Source organism: Halotalea alkalilenta, from assembly GCF_001648175.1.
GTDB classification, from domain to species: Bacteria; Pseudomonadota; Gammaproteobacteria; order Pseudomonadales; family Halomonadaceae; genus Halotalea; species Halotalea alkalilenta_A.
In genome coordinates this window covers 76,745-90,111 of record NZ_CP015243.1, presented here as the reverse complement: position 1 = coordinate 90,111, position 13,367 = coordinate 76,745, and the positions used below count along the sequence as shown (strand labels likewise).

The window sequence follows — 13,367 nt, the reverse complement described above, 5'->3', positions numbered from 1 at the left end:
TAGAGCCGGGGCCTTGGCCACCTATCGGTGGCGATGTCTCTGATGCTTGGTCCTAGCTACCAAGGGAAGCCGCCATGACCTCGATTCGACTCACCCAGTATCTCGACGCGACGAGTGGCGGCAAGATCGCCCCTGACGTGCTCGATGCCATCATCCGTGCCGCAGGCCCCGGTGCCTTCGATCCCCGCCTGATAGTGGGCAACCAGGGCCGTGAGGATGCAGCGGTATTCGATCTCGGCAATGGTCAAGGATTGATCAGCACCGCTGATTTCTTCGCTCCGATTGTCGATGACCCCTTCGACTTCGGCCGCATCAGTGCGACCCATGCGATTGGCAACGTATTTGCGATGGGTGGGACTCCGGTTCTCGCGCTCAGCATCCTCGGCTGGCCGCTGGACAGCCTGCCCGCGACCGTGGCAGGCGAGGTGCTCTCCGGTGCCCAAGCGGTGTGTCGCGAGCTGGGTTTGAGCCTCGCCGGTGGACACTCCATCGCCGCTTCCGAGCCGCTATTCGGTCTCTCGGTCAATGACCTGGTGCCCCTCGTCCAGCTCAAGCGCAACGCTGGCGCCAAGCCCGGTGACAAGCTCTACCTGACCAAGCCGCTCGGGGTCGGCATCCTCATCGCGGCTCAGGCGCAAGGGCTGCTCGCCATCGAGCATTGGGCCCTGGCTCGTGATGTGATGCTCAGGCCCAATGAGATCGGCGTCGCCCTGGCGGCGATCGAAGGCGTGCATGCAATGACCGACGTGACCGGCTTCGGTTTCGCCGGCCATCTGGGTGAGATGTGCCGTGCGAGCGCAGTCGCGGCTCGGGTCGACTTCGACCGCCTGCCGATGCTGCGCGAGGCCGAAGCGTATCGGCGCCAGGGCGCCGTTCCCGACGGCTGCGTTCGCAATCGACAAGCGATTGGCGAGCAGCTCGCTGACATGGACGACGCGCATTGGCAGTGGCTGTGCGACCCGCAGATATCGGGTGGCTTGTTAATCGCGGTCGATCCCGCCTGGGAAGACGATGTCGAGCGGCTGGGGCGTGAGCATGGCCTCGAGCTGATCTCTTTCGGTGAGTGTTCGAGCTATGCAGGCGGCGCTTTGATCGACGTCCACGGGTGAGCCATCCGCCTTCGATCGCTTAGCGCGTGGCGAAAAGCCCGGCTCCGCTATGGGCGGCCTGAGCTGCGCGTCGATGCGAAGGGTCGGCGCTCGCGCCGACCCTTCGAGCTTCGTACCAGGGCCCTGGTGGTCATCGACCCCATGACATGTCTCAGCCGAGTCGCAGCCAGGCCATCATCACCCGATCGAGCATCGGGGCGAGGCGGTCGAAGCGGCGGGTCGCCTCGAACATCTCTCCGCGCGACTGGATGAAACCACCGGGCTCGTCGCCTCCGACGCACTCGAGCGCCACCTCGGCGATCGCCTGTGCCGAGGTGGCAGTGGCCTCGAGGTGAAAGAGCAGTGCGATGACGCGTTCGTCGTCCCAGCTGAAGCCCTGTATCGGACTTGCGGTGGTGCTGCCTACCGGATGCGCTTCCTGCGGCAGTCCGAAGATTTCCCTGTGCCAGTGGAAAGCATCGAATCGCTCCGGTAATGGTAACCGGCAGGCGGGAGCGCGCACTACGCCGTGCCAGCCGAGCTCGGCGAAGGTGCCGGGTGAGACGATCGCGCCGAGCGACTGGGCGATCAGACAACCGCCATAGCCGATGCCCATCAGCGGCTTGGCGCTGGCCAGGGTACGTTCGATCAGTTTGCGTTCGCGTTTTATGTTGAGATAGGGCGCCTCGTCGAGCGCGCTGTCCGGTCCGTCGAGGACCACCAGCGCGTCGAAATCGGCGAGCTTGGGAGGCATTTCATCGTGGTAGAGACGGCAGATGTTGTAGCTGTGGCCCATGCCGGTGAGCCAATCACTGATGCGTGCGGGACCGTAGTCGGGGTGGTGCTGCAGGAAGTAGACATGCATGGTGCGAACTCCCGCCGTCCTGATGCGTGGGGGCGTCCTCGCGGTGCGACCCTTTGCATTGCTGGTGAAAGGTGCCGGTGCGCGACCGCGACGAAGCACTTGGCTCGGTACGAGTCTGGCCGAGACGCTACAAGTTGTAGCAAATGTTCCATTGATCCGATAGTCGTACGCACCGAGCGCCGCGTTTCTCAGGCAGGCTTGAGCAGGCTCTGGGACGTACGGAGGATGCGAGAATGAACCAGCAGCTGCGGGAGCAGATCCTGACCATCGTAGCGCGGGTGCCGAAAGGAAGAGTGACCAGCTATGGGCGGATTGCCAAGATGACCGACGGCGCTTCCGCGAGAATGGTCGGCGCTGCGTTGCGCAGCCTCCCCGATGGGCACGGCCTGCCTTGGCAGCGGGTGGTCGACGCGTCGGGAAGAATCGCCGATCATTCTGGCGCCGACCGTCAGCGACGGCTGCTGCGCGAGGAGGGCGTGCTGCTCGATTCACGCGGGCGTGTGCCCGTAGACTACTTTTGGCCTTGAACTCTGTTTTGACCAATGAGATGAACGGGAAGACCGTCATGAATGACGACGATATGGCTCGACTCGAGACCCGGCTGCGCAACCTGCCCGAGCGCGAGGCGATAGTGTTCATGGCCGCGCTCACCGAGCGCTTGCTGCACAACTATCGGCTCTTTCACGAGGTGAGTGGCGGCGGTGACCGACGTCGTGTCGATAGTGCGATGGCACTGGTATGGGAGGCGCTGCTGGTGCCCGCCGCCAGGATCGATTTCACCCTCCAGGGAGAAAAGCTTGCCGCCATCGAGGCGGGGCTCGACGACCAGCTCGCTGAGAGCGATGTCAGCTTCGGCGCGCAGATGGCGCGGGACGCGACCTTGGCTCTTTCGACCTGCCTCGAAGCGTTGGCCGGCCAGCGCCCGGAGGGGGCACTCGAACTCTCGCGGCTGTCGCGCCATGGGGTCGAGCGCTTCATCGAGCTCAGCGAAGGCGAGGAGATCGAGGACGAGGAGGGGCTTTCCGCATTGATCGATGCTCACCCGCTGATGGCGGACGAGCGCGATTTCCAGCAAGAGGTGCTGGAGCGACTGGAGGCTCCGCTCGATGCGCCGGCGCTGCGCGCGCTGAAACGACTGGGGCGTAACGAAGGAGTGAGCAATATCGGCCTATCGCTCGACGATGAGTGAACCGTGATAGGGACGCGCGAAGATGCGGCCGCTCCCGCGTACGGCTGGGCGCGCGCAAGCCGAGGCTTCACGCGCGCTCGAGGCCGTGGAGAAAGGCCGGCCGCCTAGCGACGTACTTCGACGCCGTGCTTGGCGAGGTAGTCCTTCGCCTCGCCGATGCTGTATTCGCCGAAGTGGAAGATACTCGCAGCCAGCACCGCATCAGCGCCGCCCTGCTTGACCCCTTCGACCAGGTGGTCGAGGGTGCCGACCCCGCCGGAGGCGATCACCGGCACCGCGACGGCATCGCTGATCGCACGAGTCACGCCGAGATCGAAGCCAGCCTTGGTGCCGTCGCGATCCATGCTGGTGAGCAGCAGCTCTCCAGCGCCGAATTCGACCATCTTGCGTGCCCACTCGACCGCATCGAGGCCGGTCGGCTTGCGTCCGCCGTGGGTGAATATTTCCCAGCGTGGCGCCTCGTCCTCGGCGGAGACTCGCTTGGCATCGATCGCGACGACGATGCACTGGCTGCCGAAACGTTCCGCGGCCTCGTGCACGAAGTCGGGATTGAACACCGCGGCGGTGTTGATCGATACCTTGTCCGCACCAGCGTTGAGCAGCGCGCGAATATCGTCGCAGCTGCGAATGCCGCCACCAACGGTGAGCGGAATGAACACTTCCCCGGCGATCCGACTCACCATCTCGAGGGTGGTGCCGCGCCGTTCGTGGCTGGCGGTGATATCGAGGAAGGTGATCTCGTCGGCGTGCTGGTCGTTATAGCGCTTAGCGATCTCGACCGGATCACCCGCGTCACGGATGCCGACGAAATTGACGCCCTTGACCACGCGACCGCGGTCGACGTCCAGGCAGGGAATGATGCGCTTGGCAAGGCTCATCTCGAGGCTCCTGTTCCTGTGGCGGTGGGCGAAGACTCAGCGGCCATCGCAGATCGCCTGTGCTTGGGCCAGATCGAGGCTGCCTTCGTAGATCGCACGTCCGGTGATCGCGCCGAGGATGCCGCGATCGGCGACCGCGGACAGCGCGCGGATGTCGTCGAGGTCGGTGACGCCGCCGGAAGCGATCACTGGAATGCCGCCCTGCTCAGCCAGTTCGACGGTGGCTGCGACATTGACACCCTGCATCATGCCGTCGCGGGCGATGTCGGTGTAGACGATCGAGGAAACACCGTCATGGGCGAAGCGCTTGGCCAGCTCGACCGCGCGCAGCGCAGATACCTCCGCCCAACCGTCGGTGGCGACGAAGCCATCGCGGGCATCGAGACCGACGATGATCCTGCCGGGAAATTCACTGCACGCTTTAGCGACGAACTCGGGGTGCTTGACCGCGAGCGTACCGATGATCACATAGGAGACGCCGGCGTCGAGGTAGTGGGCGATGGTTTCGCGCGAGCGGATGCCGCCACCGATCTGGATCGGCAAATCGGGATAGGCGCGAGCGATGGCGGTGACCGCTGCGCCGTTGACCGGCTTGCCCTCGAAGGCACCGTTGAGATCGACCAGGTGAAGCCGGCGGGCGCCGGCCTCGACCCAGCGACTGGCCATCGCTACCGGGTCGGCGCCGTAGTCGGTGGCGTCTTCCATGCGTCCCTGCTTGAGGCGGACGCAGTGACCATCCTTGAGGTCGATGGCGGGGATCACGAGCATGTCGGTGTACCTTGGTCGTAAAGCGTGCGGCGCGATGGCGCCTGGCGGCTTTTCAGCATCCGGCGGGCCGGATGCTGGATGAATGATGATCGCGCTCAGGGGGCCCAGGCGACGAAGTTGGCCAGCAGGCGCAGGCCCATTGCCGCACTCTTCTCAGGGTGGAACTGAACGGCGAAAGTGGCGTCGCGCCCGGTCGCCACATGGGCGACGACATCGCCGTAGCGGACCGTGCCGAACACCTCGGCATCGTGCGACGCCGCGACGTAGTAACTGTGCACGAAATAGAACCGGTCGCCGGTGGGAATGCCTTCCCACAGCGGGTGCATATGGTGTTGCTCGACCTGGTTCCAGCCCATGTGAGGTACCTTGAGCCGCTCACCGTGCTCGACCATGTCGGCGGGGAAGCGCTTGACCTCGCCCTCGAGGTAACCCAGGCAGCGAACGCCGCCATTTTCCTCGCTCTTTTCCATCAGCATCTGCTGGCCGACGCAGATGCCGAGCAGTGGCTTGTCGCCATCCGCCAGCAGCGTCTTGACCAGCCCGGTAAGCTCTGTTCGCTCCAGCTCGCCGATGCAGTCGCGGATAGCGCCCTGGCCGGGCAGCACCACGCGAGTGGCGCCCTTGATCGCGCGGGGATCGCGGGTGATCGCGATACGTTCTTCGGTGACGTGCTCGAGCGCCTTCGCTACCGAGTGCAGGTTGCCCATGCCGTAGTCGATCACTGCAATGGTCATTGAGGCCTCGTCTATCGATGTGAGGGTGGCGGTGTGCCGGCACCCGCGGAGTCTGCTGCGATGCTCAGAGAGTACCCTTGGTCGAGGCGATGCGCCCGCCCATGCGCGGATCGAAGGCGACCGCCTGGCGTACCGCGCGGCCGAAAGCCTTGAATATCGTCTCGACCTGATGGTGTGCGTTCACACCCTTGAGGTTGTCGATATGCAGCGTGGCGGCGGCCTGGTTGGCAAATCCCTGGAAGAATTCGCTGACCAGCTGAGTCTCGAAACGACCGATGGTGGCGCGGGTGAAATTCGCCTCCATGAACAGCCCCGGGCGGCCGGAGAAGTCGATCACCACGCGTGAGAGCGCCTCGTCGAGCGGCACATAGGCATGGCCGTAGCGCTGGATGCCGCGCTTGTCGCCGAGGGCCTGGCGAAACGCCTGTCCGAGGGCGATGCCCACGTCTTCGACGGTGTGATGGTCGTCGACCTCGAGATCGCCATCGCAGCGGATGGTGAGATCGAGCTGGCCGTGCCGTGCCACCTGATCCAGCATGTGCTCGAAGAAGGGAACACCGGTCTGGACGTCCAGCCGACCTTCCCCGTCGAGATCGATGCTGACTTCGATGCGGGTTTCGGCGGTATCCCGCTTGACGGTAGCGGTGCGGCGCGCGGCTGGCTCGCCGGCGGCGGGTAGATCGGTCATGTGTGGCTTTCCGGTGATGGGGCCCAGGTCGCGAAGGCGACTCTGTTATGAGCGGCGCATCCGGCGCTAAAGGCCGGAACGAACGGAATCTATGCCCGGCATTATAGAGAACCGCCAGCCACGTTCGCTACACTGCATGGTCACCTGAGGGTGTTGAAAAAGAGGCGATCCCGAGATGTCGAACAGTGTTCGATAAGTTATCATCACTGCTACCGCTCGGTAGGCGAGCGGGGCCGGCCCTGCGCGGGGCTTGGCGTTTGAGAAGTATCGTGCTCGAGTCGTCTTGGGGGATGCAATGAAAGGTCTGTTTCGAGCTCTGCTCGCCGCCGTAGGTGTCATCGCGCTCGTAGTAGTGGGCGGTGTGATCTACGCCACGACCTTCTTCGACCCCAATGACCTGAAACCGCGCCTGATCGAGGCCGCCAAGCAGCGTACCGGGCTGGACGTTGCCCTCGATGGGCCGATCTCCTGGACCTTCTATCCGCGTCTTGGCGTTTCCGTCGAAGATGTGACCGTTCGCCTGCCAGATCAGCCGGCCGACAGCGTCCCCTTCGCTGCCCTCGACCGTGCCGATGTGAAGGTGCGTTTCGCGCCTCTGCTTGCTGGAGACATCTCGATCGATGGCGTGGTGATCGATGGGCTGAGTCTCGAGTTGGAACGTGACGATAGCGGACGCGGCAACTGGCAGGCGGTCGCTGACCATTTCGCCGATCCGGCGGCCAGCGCCGAAGCGCCGGTCGAGACCGCTCCCGCCCAGCGCCTGAGTGACGAAGATTGGTTTTCCCAAGTCGATACCGGCGAGCGCAGCGGTGCTCCCAGAACGCCTGCCGATCGGCCATTGGCCGTCGATATCTCCACGGTGCAGGTCACCCAGGGGCGGGTTCACTACGTCGATCACTACCTGTACCAAGGCAGCGATCATCCGCCCCTGGACATACGACTCGACAACCTGCGCTTCAATGGCTCAAACGTGGCTCCGGGGCATTTCTTTCCCATCGAGCTTGCCTTCGAGCTGAATAGCCAGGCGCCTGAGGTGAGCAGCCAAGTCACGCTCAACGCCAGGGTCAAGGGGGATCCTGGGCGCGGCCTCTATGCGATGGAGAACCTCGCCCTCGGTACCAACTCGTCGATCCCCGCGCTCGCCCCCGAGCGCAACCAGCGACTCGATTTGACCCTGCCGAGCCTCGAGATTGCACTGGATCGGGGACGCTACCGTGCCAGCGGTGTGAGCTTCAATGGTGAATTCCATCCCCAGGCGCTCGATGGGAACGCACTGCTGCTGCGCCTCGGATTCGACCTCGACGCCGATATGCTGGAACAGCGCGTTCGACTGGACGCGCTGCAGCTCGATAGCGGTAGCCAGCTGAAGCTCAGTGGTTCGCTTCTGGTCGAGTCGCTGTTCGACACTCCTCAATACCAGGGACTGCTGGCTTTGGCCGACGGCAGCTTGCGTGGCTGGCTGGCCGATCGAGGAGTGGGCCTCGAGGGTATGGCTGGCGATCAAGCGTTGAACGAGGTCGGCTTCGACGCCGCGTTGAGCGGTGAAGGTTCGCGGCTGACGCTGAGCGATCTACAAGCGCGTATCGATGGCCAGACACTCGAGGGAATGCTGGCGGCGGACTTCGATGGGCGTGCGCTCGACTTCGACTTGCGTTCTCCCTCGCTCGATCTGGACCCCTACTTGCCGCCGCGAGAAGCGCTCGAGCAGGACGCCGCCGCGAGTCGAAGTGGCGGTTGGCTGATTTCCCGCGCCTTCGCCGAAGGCGACGCCACCGCGATCACGCCACTGCCTTCTTTCGATGCTTTGAACGAGAGCGCCATCGATGGACGACTCGCCATCGAACGGCTCAAGCTGCGGGGAGTGGATTTCGACCAGGCTTCGCTACGTTTCACCAACGATCATGGCCAAGTGGCGCTACAGCACTTCAGCGCCGGGCTTTATGGCGGTCGGATCAGCGCGACCGGCAGTGCCGACCTGCGCCAGTCGCCGATCAGTCTCGATCTTTCTCCCCAGGTCGAGGGTGTGGCGCTCGAGCCGATGCTGAGCGCCTATTCCAATGAGAGCGACCAGCGCTTCGCCGGTAATCTGCAGGCTCAGGCGCAGCTTGCGACCCAGGCCGACAGCGTCGAGGCACTGCTCGGCAATCTCTCTGGACAAGGTCGCGTCGCCATCGTCGATGGCCGCCTGCGTGGCGTCGACGTGCCCGGGCAGATCTGCGCCGCCGCCGCGACGCTCTCCGCCAGCCAGCCGAGCCGCGAGCCGCAGAGCGACACCCCGATCGAGCGGTTGGAAGGAACCTTCACCATCGATCACGGCGTCGTCCATAGCGACGATCTCGAGGGGGCGGTGCCGGGATTGGAACTCACTGGCGCGGGACAGAGCGATCTCGCCGCCCGTCGTTTCGATCTGCTGTTTCATGCCGGGTTCGTCGATGATCCAACCCAGCGCGCCTGCGGTGTTTCGGCCCAGCTCTCGCGGATCAGGCTGCCACTGCGCTGCGAGGGCGAGTATGCCGGAGCGCCGGGAGAGTGGTGCCGGTTCGATCAGGTCGCGTTCGCCGAGGAGCTCGAGCGGGGCGGGCGAGAGGCGCTGAGGCAGCACCTCAACGACGTCCTCGAAGGCGACATTGGCGCTCGGATCGATGATGCCCTTGGCACCCAGGACGGACAGCGCGTGCGTGATGTATTGAGGGGGTTGTTCAATTGACCGAAGCATCCCTCGACGCCGTTTCGAGGCGCCCAGCGCCAGCTTCGGAAAGCGAGCTTTCGCCCGAATGGTTCCAGCGCCGGGTGCTCGATTGGTTCGACCACAACGGACGCACTCACCTGCCCTGGCAGCGTGAGCAGACACCCTACCGGGTGTGGGTATCGGAGATCATGCTCCAGCAGACCCAGGTTGCCACCGTGATTGGCTATTTCGAGCGTTTCATGGCGCGCTTTCCCGATGTCTTCGCCCTCGCCAGCGCACCGATCGATGAAGTGCTGCACTTGTGGACCGGACTCGGCTACTACGCGCGCGCGCGTAACTTGCATCGAGCCGCGAAAATCGTCGTGGAGCAGCATGGCGGCCACTTCCCGGTCGAGAGCGTCGAAGCGCTCGCCGAGCTGCCCGGCATCGGGCGCTCGACCGCGGGCGCGGTGATCAGCCTTTCAGGTAACGGCCGTGCAGCGATCCTCGATGGCAACGTCAAGCGCGTGCTCAGCCGCTTCCATGCCGTCGAAGGCTGGCCTGGGCGGCCCGCGGTCGAGCGCAGGCTGTGGGAGCTCGCTGAGCGCTACACGCCTCAGCAGCGGGTCGGTGACTACACCCAGGTGATGATGGATATCGGCGCCATCCTGTGCACTCGGACCAAGCCTGCCTGCCTGCTCTGCCCTCTCGAGGATCACTGCGAGGCCCATCGCCGTGGGGAGGAGACCCGCTTCCCCGAGTCCAAACCTCGCAAGGCGGTGCCGCGCCGGCACACCCGCATGCTGCTGCTATGCAGCGATGACGGCCGCGTGCTGCTCGAACGTCGGCCGGCGAGCGGACTCTGGGGAGGGCTCTGGGGGCTACCCCAGTTCGACGACGAGGAGCAGCTCGACGATTGGCTCGATACCTATGCTCCACGGGCCGAGCGCGAGCCCGAATGGGCGCCCTTCATTCACGTCTTCACCCATTTCCAGCTCGAGATTCTGCCCACCCCGGCCAAGGTTGCGACACCCCCTTACGGGATCGCCGACGACGAGCGCCGCTGGATCGATCCGCGGGATCTCTCCGGCATCGGCCTCGCCGCTCCGGTCAAGAAGCTGCTCGAACGATTGAGCCGCGATTGAACCTGAGAGACACCGCCCCCACCTAGAACCTTACGGGCTGTGACAAGAGCACGGCCGTCTTTTCCCGACCGCAAGAGCGAGCCATGGCGAACACCGTATTCTGTCGCAAGTACCAGCAAGAGCTGCCCGCGCTCACCATGCCCCCGCTGCCCGGCGCCAAGGGCCAGGAGATCCAAGCCAGCGTTTCCCAGCAGGCCTGGAACGAGTGGCAGGCGCTGCAAACGCGCCTGATCAACGAAAAGCATCTCAACCTGCTCGACCCCGCGACCCGTCGGTACCTGATGGAGCAGCTCGAACTGTTTCTCGATAACCAGCCTACCGACACCGCCCAAGGCTACGTTCCCCCCAGCGAATGAGGCGCGCACGGCAGGCCTGGCCCAGGACCAAATATTTTCGGCAAGTGCTTGACCATGGGGAGGATATCCGTTTAAATAAGCGCCGTTGGCAAGGGGCCAGATAGCTCAGTTGGTAGAGCAGGGGATTGAAAATCCCCGTGTCGGCGGTTCGATTCCGTCTCTGGCCACCACTTCTTCGATGGGGTATCGCCAAGTGGTAAGGCACCGGTTTTTGGTACCGGCATTCCCAGGTTCGAATCCTGGTACCCCAGCCACCCCGCTTCGGAATTCCAACTCGAGCACCACGTAAAGCCGGCATAGCTCAGTTGGTAGAGCAACTGACTTGTAATCAGTAGGTCCCGGGTTCGACTCCTGGTGCCGGCACCATCCGAAAGCCAGAAAATTCAAGCAGTTGCAGCAAAGAGCATACCGCCTTCGGGGCGGTTTTTTCGTTTCTGCGTAGATTGATCGCGTAGATTGTTGGTTCATTTGCGCGTTTCCGAGGTCGGCACGATCGGCAAACTCAGGTCGTAAACGTCCATCATCGCTGGTGACCGATGACCGGCTGCGTCCTGTTTGTCGTGCCTATTTCCTTCGGTGTCCGTGATCCCTCTGCGCTTTAAATCATGCAGTCCAAAGCGGTCTTCGATGTCGATCGCACCGTCCTCCATGGCGTTGTGAATGAAGCGTTGCCAGGCGCTATCGAACGAGCTTTTCTGCAGCGCATCGCCGTTTCTCGAGATGATCAAAGGCCGCCGAGCCGGATTGAGAGGGACGGCCCGGCCGCGCTTTTCCCAGATGTTCGCTCTGCGCTGAACTGCGGCATCCCACGCCGCCTGAAGCCGGGGAGTCCATGCGACGATGTTGTCGCGTGATCCCTTGCGGCGATTGGTCTTGAGGCCTTCGGGGAGGGTGTTGGCGTCGGTTAATGTCACCACCTCGATACCCCGCAGGTGTATGGTCTCAGGGTGTAGGGAATTGTGGTATCACCCGATGTCTGCGGAGGCCCCATGGCTCTGTGATTCACCGAACTCGGTGGCATGTGATCAGTGATTCGTGACATATTGCAAACGTCCCAAAGCGCTGTTTTTGTGTACGTATGCACAGTGGTTTGGGCGGGTTTGATGCGAGTCGAGTATCGTGCGCCCGTCAATGACGGGCGCCATTTTTTGATCTGATCAAGGATCCTGGCCACTGCTATATCGTCGAGGTGGTGGAGCTGTGGCGTGATGGAGCGGCGATCACCGAGGGAGGCGTGCTGGTGGTCGACGAGCGAGCCGCTCCGGGGCATGGGGATTGTTTGTTGTTGCGCGGTGTGGATTTCATGCGAGTAGTGCGGATGGACGTTCAGGCAGGACGGCTGAGGTTTCTGTCGATGTCCGGTGGGCAGGAAATCGAGCTCGACCTCGACGCGGTGGAGTTCTGCGGGGTGGTGGTGGGGCAGTACCGCCGACTTTGAGGCTTTTGGTCACTTGGCGGCGCTGCTCCCTTTTTCTGCAACGCCGCCACCGGTCAGGCGCTGCGCCTTGCGCGTGCCAGCTCTGCCAAGGCAACGCGGGATAGAAAACCAGAACGGCTCTTGTCGCTGGGGTTGCTGGCCACGAAATCATCGATCTGCTTGACCAGTAGATCCGGCAGCGTGACGTTGATCTTGTGGCTTTTGCCCAGGTAGGGGGTCAGGTCGACATCGACCACCGCCCATATCCAGCCTTCGTAGTCCGGGTTACCCAAATGATGCTCGATCGAGTGGGCCTGAGGAAGCGGCTCACCATATTCGGTCTGCACTTCCAGATAGCCCTCAATAGCCTCGTGAACATTGGCCAATGCTTCCTCTAAGGTGTCACCGGCCGAGAAGCAGCCCGGCATATCCGGGACCGCCACACCGTATGCATGCGTATCGTCGCCACGTTCTATCGCGATGGGGAACAACATGGTTTTCCCTCCACAGGCTATGGGTATGGCTTCTCTGGCGCTACGCCAAGCTGCTCGTACGTCTATGAGATAATCGTCGACCGCCTCTTGGAAAGCAGCGGTCAGCTCTTCGACGGTTTTCGCCCTCATAGGTGACCAGCGCGCGGATGAACTGCAGCTTGCCAAACAGGCAGTTATCCTCGGTGCTGGTCTCGATCGATCCATAATGGCCCCGGTGGCTGAGTAGCTCCATCATGGTTTCTCTTCTGCAATCACAGCGGCCATCGCTGCGCGCCGTGTAGTAGCCGGATGAGTTCGATGCGCTTGGCTCGCGGAAGTACGCGATAGACGGCGATGAATGGTGTACTGGCGATGATCAACTCTCGGGTACCGCTGACGCGTCCTTCGCGGCCTAGATTGGGATGTTCTGCGAGATGATCGATTTGACCCTGAATCCGATCGCCTTGAGTTACGGCGGCCAATGGATCTTTGGCGGCGATGTACTCGAGCTGGGTATCTCGGTCACGAAGTGCGGCGGCTAGCCAGAATACCTTCAATGATCATGCCCTTTGGTTCGTTCGAGAAGGGCTGCTCGTCGTGCGGCCCAGCTTGCGTTGGTGTCTTCATGGCTGACCCATTGGGCATTGGGATCGTCGGCCTCTGCGATGCCTTTGGCCACCTCGGCGCGAAACCATTCGTCATGCCCGGCGGCTTCGTGTGCTCGTTTCATCGCAATGGCGCGATCAGGCCGTACACGTGTGCTGCTGCGTGCCGTGGGTGTCCAATGGGCGACATCGAATTCGCCGACCACCAAGCCCAGGTCATGTAGCAGGTTCAACGCCTGGACGGGATTGCCGAAGCGACGCGGCTCGCTGCTGCGTGCCTTGGCCAGTAAGGCATCGGTGCCCCTGCGGGTGCTGACCTGGATGAGAAAAGCCCCACCCTCGGCTTTTAGCGTCACTCCTTTGATTCCACCGGCATGGGTGGTCGTGCGTAGTTCCGCAAGTGTGAGGGTATGCATGGCGATCTCCCAAGATGCATGGATTATCATAGATAGAGTGCATGAATAATAGTTGTCCTGCAAGAAATGCCACTATG

General features: G+C 63.0%; 16 protein-coding genes and 3 tRNA genes. 10 read left to right on the top strand and 9 right to left on the bottom strand.

Translation table 11 applies throughout. From position 1 onward, the window contains the following. Positions 1-74: 74 nt before the first annotated feature. Positions 75-1,109, top strand: coding sequence for a selenide, water dikinase SelD (gene selD, locus A5892_RS00455; protein ID WP_064121118.1), 1,035 nt, complete (start codon positions 75-77; stop codon positions 1,107-1,109). Between the two features lie 151 nt (positions 1,110-1,260). On the opposite strand, the gene A5892_RS00450 is transcribed toward selD, so the two are convergent. Next, complete coding sequence (locus tag A5892_RS00450; protein WP_064121117.1) at positions 1,261-1,953, bottom strand: type 1 glutamine amidotransferase; 693 nt, start codon at positions 1,951-1,953, stop codon at positions 1,261-1,263. Between the two features lie 233 nt (positions 1,954-2,186). On the opposite strand from A5892_RS00450, the gene A5892_RS00445 reads away from it, so the two are divergent. Both A5892_RS00445 and A5892_RS00440 read left to right on the top strand, forming a co-directional pair. After that, the gene (locus tag A5892_RS00445; protein ID WP_064121116.1) at positions 2,187-2,480 is read left to right on the top strand and encodes an MGMT family protein; all 294 of its coding nucleotides are present in this window, start codon (positions 2,187-2,189) and stop codon (positions 2,478-2,480) included. Between the two features lie 38 nt (positions 2,481-2,518). Then, entirely contained in the window at positions 2,519-3,142 is a 624-nt protein-coding gene (locus A5892_RS00440; RefSeq protein WP_064121115.1) for a YjaG family protein, read from the top strand. A 104-nt stretch (positions 3,143-3,246) separates the two neighbouring features. Here the strand turns inward: A5892_RS00440 and hisF are convergent, their stop codons facing one another. The 4 genes from hisF to hisB all read right to left on the bottom strand — a co-directional run bounded on the left by hisF (position 3,247) and on the right by hisB (position 6,210). Further along, positions 3,247-4,020: an imidazole glycerol phosphate synthase subunit HisF gene (gene hisF / locus A5892_RS00435; protein WP_064121114.1), complete on the bottom strand. Its 774-nt coding sequence runs from the start codon at positions 4,018-4,020 to the stop codon at positions 3,247-3,249. A 36-nt stretch (positions 4,021-4,056) separates the two neighbouring features. After that, a complete protein-coding gene (gene hisA, locus A5892_RS00430) occupies positions 4,057-4,788 on the bottom strand; it encodes a 1-(5-phosphoribosyl)-5-[(5-phosphoribosylamino)methylideneamino]imidazole-4-carboxamide isomerase (RefSeq protein ID WP_064121113.1) in 732 nt (243 codons plus the stop codon). Between the two features lie 95 nt (positions 4,789-4,883). Continuing rightward, the gene (gene hisH / locus A5892_RS00425; protein WP_064121112.1) at positions 4,884-5,522 is read right to left on the bottom strand and encodes an imidazole glycerol phosphate synthase subunit HisH; all 639 of its coding nucleotides are present in this window, start codon (positions 5,520-5,522) and stop codon (positions 4,884-4,886) included. Positions 5,523-5,586: 64 nt separating this feature from the next. Continuing rightward, positions 5,587-6,210 (bottom strand): imidazoleglycerol-phosphate dehydratase HisB, encoded by a 624-nt coding sequence (hisB, locus tag A5892_RS00420; protein WP_064121111.1) that lies wholly within the window; start codon positions 6,208-6,210, stop codon positions 5,587-5,589. 295 nt (positions 6,211-6,505) lie between these two features. On the opposite strand from hisB, the gene A5892_RS00415 reads away from it, so the two are divergent. The 6 genes from A5892_RS00415 (at position 6,506) to A5892_RS00390 (ending at position 10,745) form a co-directional block, all read left to right on the top strand. Beyond that, positions 6,506-8,917: an AsmA family protein gene (locus tag A5892_RS00415; protein WP_064121110.1), complete on the top strand. Its 2,412-nt coding sequence runs from the start codon at positions 6,506-6,508 to the stop codon at positions 8,915-8,917. Next, on the top strand, positions 8,914-10,023 hold the full coding sequence (gene mutY, locus A5892_RS00410; protein ID WP_064121109.1) for an A/G-specific adenine glycosylase: 1,110 nt from the start codon (positions 8,914-8,916) through the stop codon (positions 10,021-10,023). Before A5892_RS00415 ends, mutY begins: the two co-directional genes overlap by 4 nt. An 83-nt stretch (positions 10,024-10,106) precedes the next feature. After that, a complete protein-coding gene (locus A5892_RS00405; protein WP_027349511.1) occupies positions 10,107-10,379 on the top strand; it encodes an oxidative damage protection protein in 273 nt (90 codons plus the stop codon). Between the two features lie 94 nt (positions 10,380-10,473). Further along, positions 10,474-10,549: transfer RNA gene (locus A5892_RS00400), tRNA-Phe, on the top strand. Between the two features lie 9 nt (positions 10,550-10,558). Further along, positions 10,559-10,633: transfer RNA gene (locus A5892_RS00395), tRNA-Gln, on the top strand. Between the two features lie 36 nt (positions 10,634-10,669). Next, a tRNA-Thr gene (locus A5892_RS00390) sits at positions 10,670-10,745 on the top strand. Positions 10,746-10,843: 98 nt separating this feature from the next. Here A5892_RS00390 and A5892_RS00385 read toward each other — a convergent pair. Continuing rightward, positions 10,844-11,293 carry a hypothetical protein gene (locus A5892_RS00385; protein WP_223302749.1) on the bottom strand — a complete coding sequence of 150 codons (450 nt, stop codon included), beginning with the start codon at positions 11,291-11,293 and terminating at the stop codon, positions 10,844-10,846. Positions 11,294-11,613: 320 nt separating this feature from the next. On the opposite strand from A5892_RS00385, the gene A5892_RS00380 reads away from it, so the two are divergent. Continuing rightward, positions 11,614-11,817, top strand: a complete 204-nt coding sequence (locus tag A5892_RS00380; protein ID WP_150123437.1) for a hypothetical protein — start codon at positions 11,614-11,616, stop codon at positions 11,815-11,817. A 53-nt stretch (positions 11,818-11,870) separates the two neighbouring features. On the opposite strand, the gene A5892_RS00375 is transcribed toward A5892_RS00380, so the two are convergent. From A5892_RS00375 to A5892_RS00370, 3 genes are all read right to left on the bottom strand, one after another. Continuing rightward, positions 11,871-12,290 carry a type II toxin-antitoxin system HicB family antitoxin gene (locus A5892_RS00375; protein ID WP_064121106.1) on the bottom strand — a complete coding sequence of 140 codons (420 nt, stop codon included), beginning with the start codon at positions 12,288-12,290 and terminating at the stop codon, positions 11,871-11,873. Between the two features lie 251 nt (positions 12,291-12,541). Continuing rightward, a complete protein-coding gene (locus A5892_RS19685) occupies positions 12,542-12,826 on the bottom strand; it encodes a type II toxin-antitoxin system RelE/ParE family toxin (protein ID WP_082890188.1) in 285 nt (94 codons plus the stop codon). Beyond that, complete coding sequence (locus A5892_RS00370; protein ID WP_223302748.1) at positions 12,823-13,353, bottom strand: hypothetical protein; 531 nt, start codon at positions 13,351-13,353, stop codon at positions 12,823-12,825. The genes A5892_RS19685 and A5892_RS00370 overlap by 4 nt, the downstream gene beginning before the upstream one ends. Positions 13,354-13,367 lie beyond the last annotated feature (14 nt).

Coding starts and splice junctions, on each gene's coding strand:
- selD (WP_064121118.1), top strand. CDS start 75: ATGACCTCGATTCGACTCACCCAGTATCTCGACGCGACGAGTGGCGGC.
- A5892_RS00450 (WP_064121117.1), bottom strand. CDS start 1,953: ATGCATGTCTACTTCCTGCAGCACCACCCCGACTACGGTCCCGCACGC.
- A5892_RS00445 (WP_064121116.1), top strand. CDS start 2,187: ATGAACCAGCAGCTGCGGGAGCAGATCCTGACCATCGTAGCGCGGGTG.
- A5892_RS00440 (WP_064121115.1), top strand. CDS start 2,519: ATGAATGACGACGATATGGCTCGACTCGAGACCCGGCTGCGCAACCTG.
- hisF (WP_064121114.1), bottom strand. CDS start 4,020: ATGAGCCTTGCCAAGCGCATCATTCCCTGCCTGGACGTCGACCGCGGT.
- hisA (WP_064121113.1), bottom strand. CDS start 4,788: ATGCTCGTGATCCCCGCCATCGACCTCAAGGATGGTCACTGCGTCCGC.
- hisH (WP_064121112.1), bottom strand. CDS start 5,522: ATGACCATTGCAGTGATCGACTACGGCATGGGCAACCTGCACTCGGTA.
- hisB (WP_064121111.1), bottom strand. CDS start 6,210: ATGACCGATCTACCCGCCGCCGGCGAGCCAGCCGCGCGCCGCACCGCT.
- A5892_RS00415 (WP_064121110.1), top strand. CDS start 6,506: ATGAAAGGTCTGTTTCGAGCTCTGCTCGCCGCCGTAGGTGTCATCGCG.
- A5892_RS00405 (WP_027349511.1), top strand. CDS start 10,107: ATGGCGAACACCGTATTCTGTCGCAAGTACCAGCAAGAGCTGCCCGCG.
- A5892_RS00375 (WP_064121106.1), bottom strand. CDS start 12,290: ATGTTGTTCCCCATCGCGATAGAACGTGGCGACGATACGCATGCATAC.